General features: G+C 40.7%; 12 protein-coding genes. 9 read left to right on the top strand and 3 right to left on the bottom strand.

What is annotated here, in order from left to right; all coding sequences use genetic code 11:
• Positions 1-202 precede the first annotated feature (202 nt).
• The 3 genes from pdsO to AB8618_RS12485 are packed head-to-tail and all read left to right on the top strand — an operon-like array spanning position 203 to position 3,557.
• The gene (gene pdsO, locus AB8618_RS12495; protein WP_413400712.1) at positions 203-928 is read left to right on the top strand and encodes a sortase-associated OmpA-like protein PdsO; all 726 of its coding nucleotides are present in this window, start codon (positions 203-205) and stop codon (positions 926-928) included.
• Positions 929-954: 26 nt separating this feature from the next.
• The gene (locus AB8618_RS12490) at positions 955-2,955 is read left to right on the top strand and encodes a marine proteobacterial sortase target protein (RefSeq protein WP_413400711.1); all 2,001 of its coding nucleotides are present in this window, start codon (positions 955-957) and stop codon (positions 2,953-2,955) included.
• Positions 2,952-3,557 (top strand): class GN sortase, encoded by a 606-nt coding sequence (locus AB8618_RS12485; protein ID WP_409423780.1) that lies wholly within the window; start codon positions 2,952-2,954, stop codon positions 3,555-3,557. Before AB8618_RS12490 ends, AB8618_RS12485 begins: the two co-directional genes overlap by 4 nt.
• Here the strand turns inward: AB8618_RS12485 and AB8618_RS12480 are convergent.
• Positions 3,452-4,411: a DMT family transporter gene (locus tag AB8618_RS12480; protein ID WP_413400710.1), complete on the bottom strand. Its 960-nt coding sequence runs from the start codon at positions 4,409-4,411 to the stop codon at positions 3,452-3,454. The two genes, AB8618_RS12485 and AB8618_RS12480, sit on opposite strands and share 106 nt — an antisense overlap.
• Before the next feature lie 131 nt (positions 4,412-4,542).
• Between AB8618_RS12480 and proB the strand changes: the two genes are divergently transcribed.
• From proB to gltX, 3 genes are all read left to right on the top strand, one after another.
• Positions 4,543-5,646: a glutamate 5-kinase gene (proB, locus tag AB8618_RS12475; protein WP_413400709.1), complete on the top strand. Its 1,104-nt coding sequence runs from the start codon at positions 4,543-4,545 to the stop codon at positions 5,644-5,646.
• A gap of 106 nt (positions 5,647-5,752) precedes the next feature.
• Entirely contained in the window at positions 5,753-6,112 is a 360-nt protein-coding gene (locus AB8618_RS12470; protein WP_008111110.1) for a glutaredoxin family protein, read from the top strand.
• Between the two features lie 50 nt (positions 6,113-6,162).
• Positions 6,163-7,647, top strand: a complete 1,485-nt coding sequence (gene gltX, locus AB8618_RS12465) for a glutamate--tRNA ligase (protein ID WP_008111109.1) — start codon at positions 6,163-6,165, stop codon at positions 7,645-7,647.
• A 57-nt stretch (positions 7,648-7,704) separates the two neighbouring features.
• On the opposite strand, the gene AB8618_RS12460 is transcribed toward gltX, so the two are convergent.
• Together AB8618_RS12460 and AB8618_RS12455 are read right to left on the bottom strand one after the other, a co-directional pair.
• Positions 7,705-8,556: a CPBP family intramembrane glutamic endopeptidase gene (locus tag AB8618_RS12460; RefSeq protein ID WP_413400706.1), complete on the bottom strand. Its 852-nt coding sequence runs from the start codon at positions 8,554-8,556 to the stop codon at positions 7,705-7,707.
• Between the two features lie 87 nt (positions 8,557-8,643).
• Entirely contained in the window at positions 8,644-9,039 is a 396-nt protein-coding gene (locus tag AB8618_RS12455) for a hypothetical protein (RefSeq protein WP_010387677.1), read from the bottom strand.
• A 155-nt stretch (positions 9,040-9,194) separates the two neighbouring features.
• Here AB8618_RS12455 and AB8618_RS12450 point away from each other — a divergent pair, with 155 nt between their 5' ends.
• The 3 genes from AB8618_RS12450 to AB8618_RS12440 all read left to right on the top strand — a co-directional run bounded on the left by AB8618_RS12450 (position 9,195) and on the right by AB8618_RS12440 (position 12,694).
• Positions 9,195-9,899: a DUF3581 domain-containing protein gene (locus tag AB8618_RS12450; protein ID WP_413400704.1), complete on the top strand. Its 705-nt coding sequence runs from the start codon at positions 9,195-9,197 to the stop codon at positions 9,897-9,899.
• Between the two features lie 91 nt (positions 9,900-9,990).
• Positions 9,991-11,238, top strand: coding sequence for a DEAD/DEAH box helicase (locus tag AB8618_RS12445; protein WP_413400703.1), 1,248 nt, complete (start codon positions 9,991-9,993; stop codon positions 11,236-11,238).
• Positions 11,239-11,518: 280 nt separating this feature from the next.
• Positions 11,519-12,694: a HEPN-associated N-terminal domain-containing protein gene (locus AB8618_RS12440; protein WP_409423774.1), complete on the top strand. Its 1,176-nt coding sequence runs from the start codon at positions 11,519-11,521 to the stop codon at positions 12,692-12,694.
• Positions 12,695-12,716: the final 22 nt, after the last annotated feature.

The raw sequence follows: 12,716 nt of genomic DNA, 5'->3' as shown, positions 1-12,716 counted from the left end.
GACGCACTATAACGAAGTTTTTGTGCTAAGTAAGGTTAAAAAGGCAATTGCCATTTTTTTGCCACAATTGCTCAGCAGTTTGCCATTTTTACTCCCCTTTATTGCCACTTCACGGTGTTTTAATACAGCTATTGAAATTATCAATACAACGCAAGTGCCAACCAATAGCTTGCCAACCATTATTAATAGTAAGGAATAGACCATGAAGAAAACATTAATCGCACTCACACTTGTTAGCACTTTTTGTACGCCAGTATTTGCTGCGGATACCCCATCAAAAGAAGCAAAAAAAGAAACACTTGTTGGCCTGAGCACCGGTGCCATTATTGGTGGCGTTGTTGGTGGGCCAATTGGCGCGTTTGTAGGCGCATTTGCTGGTGGTTTGATTGGCGATGCCAAGGTGGCTGAGCAAACCATTGCTGAGCAGCAGCAAGCTTTAACTGTAATGGCAGAGAAAACCAACGACTACCAACACGTACTTAATCATAACAGTCACCTAGAGGCGCAACTTGAACTACTGGCGCAGCAAAATGAGCAACTAACGCAATCGCAGCTTAATAATTTATTGGCAATGACGGTGCAATTTAAAACAGGCTCTAGCGATATTGCTCCACATTTTGCCAAGCAGCTTGATCAATTGGTAGCGTTATTAAAAAGCCAACCGCAACTCGCGCTTGATTTAAGTGGCTTTGCCGATCAGCGCGGTGCAGAGCAAGCAAATTTATTACTTTCAAAAGCCAGAGTAAACGCCGTACAAAGTTACTTAATTAAACAGGGGGTTAGCCATACACGTTTAAGCACACAAGCATTTGGCGAGCAGCAAAGCATAGCAAACAGTAACACCCTTGAAGATAACTTTTTTGACAGACGCGTTACCCTGACTACCCGTGCGCTAAATCAAACGACTGACCAAACAGCAAGCAATTAATCGCAAGGCGTTCGATGGAGTGATTTATGTTGAGTAAACCCACCAAAGTGCTTACCAAGGTAAGCCTTTTTATTTTTATTATTATCGTGCTTTTGGCCAGCTTTAAAAGCCATGCACAGTCGCCAAAACTATCCTTGTTTGATAGCCAAGGAGTGGCGGTTAACCCTGGGGTTATTTTAAAAAGCGATGCAAAAATGACCCTAACAGGGCTAATTAATCATGTTGTAGTAACGCAGCACTACATAAATGAAAACCCTTTTGCCGTAAATGCACGTTATGTATTTCCTTTACCCGATGAAAGCGCCGTGCAAGCAATGACCATGCGCATTGGCGAGCGAGTTATTAAAGGTAAAATAGCAAAAAAACGCCAAGCTGAAAAACAGTACCAAGCTGCCAAAAAAGCAGGCAAACAAGCTTCATTGTTGCGACAGCAGCGTGCAAATATGTTTATTACAAATGTGGCAAATGTAGGGCCAGGAGAAGAAATAGTTATAACGCTTGAGTATCAAGAGATTATTGATTACCAACACGGAATCTTTGCGATTCATTTTCCAACCACAATGACGCCACGCTATCATGCAATAACAGGGGAAGTTAACGATGATCAAGATAAGCATGCGATAAAAAGCACTAACACACCTTCGTTTACTCCGCAGGGGTGGTTAAGCCCTGTTTACACAAAACAAACCAATGAGGCGGCAAATGCCAGCGATTTAAGCTTAACAATTAACATGGATATAGGCTTAGAATTGGTTGATATAAACGCTAAGTACCATCAAGTTAATATTGAAAACCCTGCATTTGGGCAATACAGCATTGTGCTAAAACCACAGCAAGCCATAAATAGAGACTTTGTACTGGAGTTTAAGCCACTACAAATAGCGCAAGCGCAAGCTGCACTTTTTACCCAGCAAGCACAAAATGGTGAGCAGTATGCGTTAGCAATGTTAATGCCGCCAAGCGATCAGTTTACTCAATCTCAGCGTTTACCGCGTGAGATGGTGTTTGTAGTTGATACCTCGGGATCTATGCATGGGCAGTCTATTGAACAAGCTAAAAAAGCCCTGTTTTACGCATTATCATTATTAGATAGTGATGATAGCTTCAATATTGTCAGTTTTAATAATGAGGTTGCAGCAATGAGTGAGACCCCATTAATTGCCAGTGACTTTAATTTACGTCGCGCAGAGCGTTTTATTTATAACTTACAAGCCGATGGCGGAACTGAAATAAAAGGTGCACTTGATGCAGTACTTGATGGTACACAGTTTGAAGGGTTTGTGCGCCAAGTTGTATTTTTAACTGATGGTAGCGTAAGTAACGAAGATCAGTTATTTAAACATATTGCGCATACCTTAGGTGATAGCCGTTTATTTACCGTGGGCATTGGTAGTGCGCCTAACCGTTATTTTATGCGTCGTGCCGCTGATATAGGCAAGGGAACTTACACCTTTATAAGCAGTGCTCATGATGTGCAGCCGAAAATGCAGCAGTTGTTTGATAAACTTGCTCACCCGGCGATGACTAATCTAGCGTTAACAAATAAAAATGGAGAGAGCTTAGATTTTTGGCCCTCACCTTTGCCTGATCTATATTTTGCTGAGCCTATTATGGTGGCTATTAAATTAGACGCTACCGATGCAATTACTTTTACGGGGCAAACGGCGCATGGAGAGTTTAAGGTTAAGCTTAATCCGCAAGCAAGTTCAAAAGCCACAGGAATTGATAAGCTTTGGGCACGTCAAAAAATAAAGTCGTTATTGTTATACAACCAACAAAGTATAGTAAAACAGCAAGTGCAGCAGCTTGCTCTTGAGCATCAATTACTTAGTCCGTTTACTGCGTTTATTGCCATAGAAGAGACCACTATTAAAGAAGTTGCTAAACAAAGCACACAAGTGGCTAATACTATGCCACAAGGAATGAGTATGCGCTTGCCGCAAACTGATGGGCAAAGCAAAATGCATATTGTGTTTGGAGCATTACTACTTCTAGGTGGTCTGTTGTTAGTGAGGCACTGTAAATGAAAAAGTGGCTAAGCATAGGTTTACTTGCCTTAGGGTTGAGCTTGTTTGGCCATGGTGCATATATGCAGGCAAAGGCGTGGCTTGCACAAGTGTTAATAGAGCAAGCTTGGCAAACGACCCTTAAATCGCCCAATAAAAAAATTAAGCCGTGGTTTTATGCTGATAGTTACCCGGTGGCACAAATAATATGGCCAAAGCATAGTAAGCGACTAACCGTGCTTGATGGAGCAAGTGGTAGAAATTTAGCGTTTGCGCCGAGCCACTTTTTAGCTGCGGGGGAATTAGGTGGGGCTGATTTTGGTAACTCGCGAGGAGCACTTATTGCTGGCCACAACGATACCCACTTTGCGTTTTTAAAAAACGCTAAAGTGGGGGAACAATTTTCTCTACAACTTAAAAATGGCCAAGTGCAGCATTATTCAGTAACACACGTTGAGGTAATTAATCAGTACAACACCGATTTTTTGCATCAATCAGGGCTGTATTTATTAACCTGTTACCCTTTTGATTCGCTGGCCTCGGGTACCGATTTAAGGTGGTTAGTGTCGGCAGAAATATCCTCACCCGAAGTTGAGTTAGGAATATCTACTACCAGCTCTTGATGGCGTTGGCTTATCATTACGCCTATAAACACTACAAATATGCTGATCCACTGGCCAAGAGTTAGTACTTCGTTGAGGATAATGGCTGACAAAATTAAAGTGAAAATAGGGATTAAATTAGAGTAAGCTGCAGCGGTTAACACCGACACTTTACTAATCGCGTAGTTATACATGCCGTACCCACCCAAAGTAACACAAGAGCCTAAGTACAAAATGCTCATTAGTGCGGTTAAATCGTGTTGGTTTTCACTGGGTAGCTCAATAAATAATAAAAACGGAGCAAAAAATAAACTGCCACTCACGCCTTGCAAAGCAATCAGTGTGAGCGGAGAGTAGCGGTTGGCTAAATGTTTTATACACACGGTATAAAATGCCGCGCACACCATGGCCATTAATTCTAAAAAGTTACCCAGTAACGGGTTTGGGGCTTGGCTTGAACTCGGTGAGAGCAAGGTCAGTAAAATACTGCCGCCAATACACAGCGTAAAACCCACCACAATAGCTTTACTAATATGCTCTTTGAGCATGAAAAATGCTAAAAAAGCCACGATAATAGGTAAGCAAGAAACAATCACCCCCGCCTGAGACGCTGAAGTGTACTCCATTGCATGCCCTTCAAATAAAAAGTACAAGCAAGGCTCTGCCAGCGACATGCCTAATAAGTACTTCCAATCGCCTTTTAAATATTCAAAGCGAATTACGTAGCGCCACAAACATAACGAAATCAGTAAAGTGGTGAGCATACGTAAAAATATCACCAAGGCTGGGTCATAAATCGCAATCGCGTATTTAAGTGCAATAAAGGAGCTACCCCACAAAAAGGTGGCAATAATTAAACATAAACTGGCAGGCATAAGGCGTAACTTAAACGGTTGAATATAGTGCGATCCTAGCACGCAGAGGGGGTGATTGAATATTTTTTACTTGTTCAAAAATACCGAACTGGTATAAATAAATGCATCATTTATTGCGCTAAGTAAAAAACATGCAAAGGGATCAGGTCGTAGTTGTAAAGCTAGGTACAAGCGTACTCACTGGCGGTACCGATAAGTTAGCCAAAGCACATATGGTGGAACTTGTTCGCCAATGCTGTGAGCTAAAAAAGCAAGGTCATCACGTTATTTTAGTATCAAGCGGTGCGGTTGCTGCCGGTCGAGAACAGTTATTAAAACCCTGTGGGCGCACATTGATAGATAAACAAATGTTGGCCGCTATTGGGCAAGGGCAGCTCATTCATATTTGGCAAAGCTTATTTGCGTTGTATGGCGTTAACGTCGGACAAATGCTACTAACGCGCGCGGATGTTGACGACAGAGAGCGCTATTTAAATGCCCGCGATACCCTCAATGCCCTATTAAATTACGATGTTGTGCCGATCATTAATGAAAACGACGCGGTTGCTACTAGCGAAATAAAAGTAGGTGACAACGATAACTTGTCGGCATTGGTGGCTATTTTAGCCAATGCCGATAAGTTACTGCTACTGACCGACCAACAAGGGTTATTCACCAGCGATCCGCGCACCGACATTAACGCCACCTTGATTGACGAAGTTACCCATATTAATGATGAGTTACGCCAACTTGCGGGTGGCAGCGGTACAAACCTAGGCACAGGGGGTATGGCAACCAAATTACAGGCCGCAGATATTGCCAGAAGGGCTGGGGTTGAGGTGATTATTGCCAAAGGCGCTGATGAAAATGTGATTTTAAAATGCATGAGCGAGCAACTACCAGGCACCCGTTTTTTAAAACTTACCGCGCCTAAAGATGGTCGAAAAAAATGGTTATTGGCAGGGCCTAAAAGTAGTGGCCAAATTTTAATTGATGCCGGTGCGGTGCATGCATTGCAATCTAAGGGGGCTAGTTTACTTGCTAAAGGCATTACGCGTGCAATAGGTGAATTTGAACGTGGAGATTTAATTAACTTAATTGATGTAAACGAGCAAATTATTGCACGCGGGTTAACGCGCTTTAGTCATCTTGAAATCGATAAAATAAAAGGCGCACACTCTAATCAAATCAGCCATTTACTTGATTACGACAGCGGCGTGGAAGTGCTACACAGAGATGATATGGTGGTGTTGTAATTAAGCACTTTTTTAACGATATAGCGCAACGTATAATCCGCTTATAGTGTTGCGCTTTTTTGTGTTAAAATCTTGCACCTTAAATTTGTTGTAAAGAGTATTGAAGATGAAATTAGTTCGCTGGGTTTTAGGTTGTATCATCTTATTTTTTAATTTTGTTTTTACGCCACGTAGCAAAAAACGTGATCCGCAAGAGCAAACTAAGCTTGATCAGCAAACCGCACAATTTAAGCTCTATCAATTCAAAGCATGCCCTTTTTGTGTAAAAGTGCGTCGTTCAATTAAGCGTGAAGGCTTAAAAATTGAAACACGCGATGCAAAAAATGATGAGCAATACCGCCAAGAGCTATTAGAGCAAGGCGGAAAAGTTAAAGTACCTTGTTTACGTATTGAGCAAGATGGCCAAGTAAAATGGCTTTATGAATCAAACGATATTATTGCTTACTTAAACAAAGTAGCCGCTTAAAATATTTATTGGTATTTCATACCATCTCACTTATTAAAAGAGACATTACCATGACAATTCGTACCCGTGTTGCTCCGTCGCCAACTGGTGACCCGCATCTTGGCACCGCTTACATTGCCTTATTTAACTACTGTTTTGCTAAACAGCAAGGCGGTGAATTTGTACTTCGTATTGAAGATACTGACCAAGTTCGCAGCACACCTGAATCTGAACAAGCAATCATGGATAGCTTACGCTGGTTAGGCCTTGAGTGGGATCATGGTCCTGATGTAGGTGGTGAGTTTGGTCCATACCGTCAATCTGAGCGCAGTGATTTATATAAAAAATACGCCCATCAGTTAGTTGAAGACGGCAAAGCATTTTATTGTTTTGCAACCAGCGAAGAGCTGGACCAAATGCGTGAAGAGCAAATGGCCGAAGGTCTGCGTCCTAAATACGATGGTCGTGGCTTAAATCATACAGAAGACGAAATTAAAGCAAACCTAGCTGCTGGTAAACCGTACGTTATACGTATGAAAATCCCAAGCGAAGGTACCTTTAAGTTTAACGATTACCTACGCGACGAAATTGAGATCCCGTGGGAAAACGTAGACATGCAAGTGCTATTAAAAGCGGATGGTTTTCCAACGTACTTTTTAGCTAACGTGGTGGATGATCACCATATGCAAATTAGCCATATTTTCCGTGGTGAAGAGTGGATAAACTCAGCGCCTAAGTTATTAAAACTTTATGAAGATTTTGGTTGGGAAGCGCCCGTACTAGGTCACTTACCATTACTGCGTAATCCAGATAAATCAAAACTGTCTAAGCGTAAAAACCCAACGTCTATTAATTACTACAAAGAAATGGGTTACTTACCAGAAGCGGTACTAAACTACTTAGGCCGTATGGGTTGGTCAATGCCTGATGAGCGTGAAAAGTTCACCCTTAATGAGATGATTGAGCACTTTGACATGAAGCGTGTATCGCTTGGTGGCCCAGTATTCGACGTAGACAAGTTAAGCTGGTTAAACGGTATGTGGATCCGCGAAAACCTAACTGATGCAGAGCTAATGCAGCGTTTTGTTGACTGGAAATTTAATGGCGACATGCTGGCTAAAGTATTACCAGAAGCTAAAACGCGTATAAATACGCTCTCTGACATGGTTGATTTAGCAGGGCACTTTGTAGGCGGTATCCCGACTTACGACCCAGCGCTATTAACAGCCGGTAAAGCTGACGAAGATGTTATTCGCCAAGCATTACAATTTTTTGTATGGCAACTGGAAGGCTTACGTAGCTTTGAAAAGCCTGCTATTTTTGCAATTGCAAAAGAAGTCGCTACCTTCCACGAGCTTAAAATTAAAGATTTCTTAGAGCCTATATTTGTGGCTATTACCGGCAAAACATCATCAACTTCGGTATTAGATGCAATGGAAATTTTAGGGTCTGACCTATCGCGTGCACGTTTACGTGTCGCGCTTGCCCATTTAGGTATTTCTAAAAAGCAGGCTAAAAAGATAGAACGCGCATACCGCGATTACCCAAGTGCGTAATCGTGGTTACAGATTCAAAAGCCGCTTTATTTAAGCGGCTTTTTTATGCCTGTAGTTTTAAGATGGAGTTGCCAGCATAGGGTAAGTAAATAAGAAAAAGTGAAACACATTAACGAGCCAATGACATAAAATGGCCCATTCTAATCGGCTAGTTTTATAGTAAATATAGCCATAACCAAAACCTGCAACGGCCGCCACAAGCATATAATGAGTACCCGCTGAAAAGTGTGCCAGTGAAAATACACAAGTACTGATCACCGGTGCCAGTAATGCAAACCTGCCCGGGGTTATTAGTTTTGAAAGCTTAGTTTGTATCACTCCCCTAAATAATGCCTCTTCTGCAACGCAGGTAAAAAGTAGATTGATAGCTATAAATAACAACCAAAATTCAGGTACTTTTGGTGCAAATTCCACAAGGTTTAACGTTAAAGCAGTTATAAGCGCCGCTAAAATAGTGATAATTATGATTAAAGCAGGGTAGCCGACAGTTACTGGCTTTATCGTTTTGTTTTTTGCAAAAAAATAAGCGCTCAGCATTAAACCCGCTAATGCTTTATCGAAATTAGAATACAGGGTAAATGCAATTGCGTTACTGGTGACTTGTTCATTAACAACAATTGGCAGGTTATTAAAACCCGCAAACCAATGTAAGGCTAACCCGAGTGAGGCTGTTATAAATAAAGACGTTAGAACATTACGTTTTAACGCTGAGGTTGCCAATAGCGTAAAGTGAAACAATCCCACATAAACAGCTATAACAGCAACCGCGTTTAAATTTATATACTCTTGATAATAGGCAGTAATAACACTTAGCAGCAATAAGTATTGCCATAATGGTTGGCGAAATACAGTGAGTTTACACTGTGGGAAAACACATAAAATAGCGGCAGCTAAAAAATAAAAAGTCATTGGCAAATACAGCTTGTTGTTTGATAGGGGAAATGAGAGAAAACGAATTACATAGCGTTATAGTCTCAATTATATAATTTTGAGCTATTAATAATTATAGGCTTGTCCGCTACAAATAACGGCTAAATCACAATTGTAGCGGGATACTGATTGGCACTGCTCTAGTGTAAATGCATTGCCACCTAAATAAAGCACATCATTTTTAAGGGATTCTATAGCTTGTGATTTCAAACGGTTATAGCTAATTGAGGATGTTCGCGTATCATCTGATACATCGCAGCTTTCACCTTTTATTCCACCAAGGGGGCTTGCACCTCTATCAAGAGCGTCCTGAACACTGTAAAACTGCTCTAGGCCACGTTTTTTAATGTGGCTTGAAACGTGTTCTGATAAAACCTCGTCGTCGATATTGGTTGTGTAAGTAACGTTATTACAGCCAGTTAAAAATGAAACCGCGCATATTAATAAAGAAAAATACTTCATTAGTTAATCCCTTAAACTCGTATTTGCCTAATTTACTTAGTAAATTAGCGAGTTGCAAATTATCATTTTTCGCCTTTATTAAACAGATTCGACCTCTCAAGATTTTTTTCTGGTAGTATGGATAGGTTATAAGCAGTTTAAGCAGTGAATACACTATGTTAAGTCCTTTTTATCAGCAGCATGCTGATTATGTTACTATTTCTCGTGAGCAAGGTTGTCGCTTTGCTAAATGTGTGGCCGACGACTACAACCCACTTCATGATAAAGACGCTAAAAAGTTTTGCGCACCAGGAGACTTACTTTTTTCTCTAGTGTTAGACCGCTATGGCATTAGTGAGCGAATGGAGTTTACCTTTGCCGGTATGGTTGATGAAAATACCAAGCTAAATTTTCCAGATCAACCTGGAGAAGAGTTTGATGTAAACCATGGCGAAAAAGTAATTTTAAAGGTTAAACGCGACGGTAAAACCAGTAAATGCCCAACACTTACAAACAGTTTAATAAAAAATTATGTTGAGTTCTCAGGTGCTGCGTTCCCGCATGTAATTATTCCTTTAATGGGCAAGCAAGAGGTAATGATAAACCCTGCGCGGCCTATGATTATTTATGAATCAATGATCATTAATCTTAATAACATTGATATTAAATCACCGACCCTTGAGTTTGCTGAGCCAAGCTTTGAATACGCTGGTAAACGCGGCAAAATAACCTTGCGCTTTAATTTACTCGAAAACGGCGAAAAGGTGGGTTTTGGTGAAAAACACATGGTGGTATCGGGTATTCGTGAATACTGTCAAAGCACCGTAGATGATTTAATTGCATTTTATAATGAACGTAAAGCCACATTAAAACCAGCTTAAATACTTCATTTTATATAGGCGCTATTTAGCGCCTTTTTTATTACTAAAGCTCAGGTATAATAGCGTTCTTTGTTATTTTAAAGCCAAGCTTATGTCTGCCACATCATTTTCATCACTTGATCTCGACCCTGTATTATTAAACGCGATTGAGCAAAATAATTACACCACACCAACCGCTATTCAGATTAAAACTATTCCGCCGATTTTAGCGGGCAGTGATGTAATGGGCAGTGCGCAAACCGGCACAGGTAAAACAGCCGCTTTTGTTTTGCCGCTATTGCATAAGCTATTAAATACTCCTAAAAAAGATGAACCGGGTATTGCGCGTGTGGTTATTTTAACGCCAACCCGCGAACTTGCTCAGCAAGTATTCGCCAGCTTCGAAAAATATGCTCTTGGTAGTGATATTCAGGGCGCACTCGCTTATGGTGGCGCAAGTATAGGCCCGCAAATCAAAGCACTTAAAACAGCACAAGTTATTGTGGCTACGCCAGGGCGCTTACTTGATCACATAGTGAAGGGCAGTGTGGTGCTTTCAAGCGTGGACTCTTTAGTATTTGATGAAGCAGACCGTATGCTTGATATGGGTTTTATTGACGAAATTAGACGAATACTGCGTCATATCCCAGGCGATCGTCAAACCTTACTGTTTTCCGCCACCTTTGATGACAGTGTATTTGAGCTGAGTAAAAAGTTGCTCAAAGATCCCGAGCTTATTGAAGTTGATAAGCGTAACTCTGCTGCTGTAGAGGTTGAACAAGTTATTTACGCAGTAGATGAAGACAGAAAGCGCGAACTGGTATCGCACATGATTGGTATGAAAAACTGGCGCCAAGTGCTTATATTCACCCGCACTAAACAAATGGCCGATAAGCTTGCCAAAGAAATGTGTAAAGATGGTTTAAAAACCGAATCTATTCATGGTGATAAATCACAAGGTGCTCGCGACCGCGCTCTTCATAACTTCAAAGAAGGCAGTACGCGTGTATTAGTGGCCACCGATGTAGCCGCGCGCGGTTTAGACATACCGGCACTTAAATATGTGATTAACTTTGAATTACCATATATAGCCGAAGATTATGTGCACCGTATTGGCCGTACAGGACGTGCGGGTGAGCAAGGCCTTGCAATGTCGCTAGTGAGCTTAGATGAGCAATGGCTGCTTGAAGAAATTGAAGTACTGCTTGATACCCGCTTAACACCACAATGGCTTGAAGGCTACGAGCCCGACTTAAATAAGCCACCAAAAGACAACCGCAAAAACACTAACAAAGCGCGTAAAGATCGCGATAAAAAACGTATTACAGGGCAAAGACCGCCAAATAGAAGACGCAAATAAAAGCTTAGGACTTCACCTAACAGGCAGCTAAGAGCGATAACCGGACACTGAAAAAGTTAAATTTTTACTGCTTTTTTGAGTAGAAGCCTAGTTTTGACCAATAACATTATTAAACGCCGTTTTGGGGCAGAATAACATGCTTAATTCCTACCTCTTTTAATTACTTGTTTACAAAGGTAATTATTGGTGAAATTATCATGGTATGTAATATACGCCGTTTTGGTGTGTTAAAAACCACCAAAACGGTGTTCAATAAGCTGTTAGCAATCAGGAGTCACCATTGGGTTACCATTCAGATTTGATGATAGAAATGTACGAATCTCCACAATTATCAGGCTTAGATAAATTCATATGTGCTGATTGTGTTGTTGATGAAGCATTAATGAGTTTAGTTAAAGATAATCTATCAGCAAAAACATGTTCATATTGTGATGAAACAAGCGAAGAAGGTGAGTTGATTTCTGCACCATATAATGTGGTGATGGAACGTGTTTATGACACTATTTTCCAATATTATGCTGATGCTCAAGATGTTGATATGCCGTGGGTAGAAAAAGAGTGGTTAATGGATGATACGAATATATATGAAGTAATTGGTGAATTCGACCCTGGCTGGTCTGGTGATTTTTGTGAAGATATAGCCGATAGCTGTGATCCAAACTTGTATTTAGTAGAACATGTAAATAATGATTGGTCTATAGAAAGCCCTTCTTATGCTTTATCATACGGGTGGTCGGCTTTTAAAGAGCAAGTTTTGTTTAAGACCCGATACTTATTCTTGAGTGAACCAGAAGATGAGTTCTCAGCTGGTCGTCCTGATTATATACCAATTTCAAGTATGCTTGATGCTTTAGGCAAGCTCTGTAATTCTGAAAATTTGGTGAAGACGATCCCTGCGGGAACTGAGTTTTACAGAGTAAGGGTTAGTAACAGGGAAGCTCCATTTACTAAATTCTCAGATGTAGGTGTCCCACCAAAAGGTATTGCTAGTGCAGGAAGAATGAATCCTGCTGGAATATCATATTTTTATGTAGCCTATGATCAAGTGACTGCAGAAAAAGAAGTGATTGATACAGCTGAAAAATGGACTATTGCAAAGTTTCAAACTTTAAAGGAAATCATAGTTATAGACTTTGTAGACTTGCCCGCTATGCCTAGTATATTTTCTGAGAGTAATTATGAAACAAGACAGCATTTGTCCTTTTTGAAGCCTCTTGTTAACGAATTAACTCTACCTGTTTCAAAAGATGGGCGAGAGCATGTTGAATATGTTCCAACTCAGATAATTTCGGAGTACTTTAGGTTCCGCTTCAAAACAAGTGATGAAAATAATGTTTTAGGCTTACGTTATCCAAGTGTGAAAAGTGAATCTGGAATCAATATTGCTATTTTTGACTCCGAAAATGAGTCGTTAGAAAAACTGTTTAAGTTAGTATCTATCGAACAAAATTGCTAACAAGGCGTTTAAACGGAACAAA

The organism is Pseudoalteromonas sp. RW-H-Ap-1 (genome assembly GCF_048318575.1).
Classification (GTDB): Bacteria; Pseudomonadota; Gammaproteobacteria; order Enterobacterales; family Alteromonadaceae; genus Pseudoalteromonas.
Note: the sequence above shows the minus strand (reverse complement) of the source record. Positions and strands in the feature narration are given on the sequence as shown.

Coding starts and splice junctions, on each gene's coding strand:
- pdsO (WP_413400712.1), top strand. CDS start 203: ATGAAGAAAACATTAATCGCACTCACACTTGTTAGCACTTTTTGTACG.
- AB8618_RS12490 (WP_413400711.1), top strand. CDS start 955: ATGTTGAGTAAACCCACCAAAGTGCTTACCAAGGTAAGCCTTTTTATT.
- AB8618_RS12485 (WP_409423780.1), top strand. CDS start 2,952: ATGAAAAAGTGGCTAAGCATAGGTTTACTTGCCTTAGGGTTGAGCTTG.
- AB8618_RS12480 (WP_413400710.1), bottom strand. CDS start 4,411: ATGCCTGCCAGTTTATGTTTAATTATTGCCACCTTTTTGTGGGGTAGC.
- proB (WP_413400709.1), top strand. CDS start 4,543: ATGCAAAGGGATCAGGTCGTAGTTGTAAAGCTAGGTACAAGCGTACTC.
- AB8618_RS12470 (WP_008111110.1), top strand. CDS start 5,753: ATGAAATTAGTTCGCTGGGTTTTAGGTTGTATCATCTTATTTTTTAAT.
- gltX (WP_008111109.1), top strand. CDS start 6,163: ATGACAATTCGTACCCGTGTTGCTCCGTCGCCAACTGGTGACCCGCAT.
- AB8618_RS12460 (WP_413400706.1), bottom strand. CDS start 8,556: ATGACTTTTTATTTTTTAGCTGCCGCTATTTTATGTGTTTTCCCACAG.
- AB8618_RS12455 (WP_010387677.1), bottom strand. CDS start 9,039: ATGAAGTATTTTTCTTTATTAATATGCGCGGTTTCATTTTTAACTGGC.
- AB8618_RS12450 (WP_413400704.1), top strand. CDS start 9,195: ATGTTAAGTCCTTTTTATCAGCAGCATGCTGATTATGTTACTATTTCT.
- AB8618_RS12445 (WP_413400703.1), top strand. CDS start 9,991: ATGTCTGCCACATCATTTTCATCACTTGATCTCGACCCTGTATTATTA.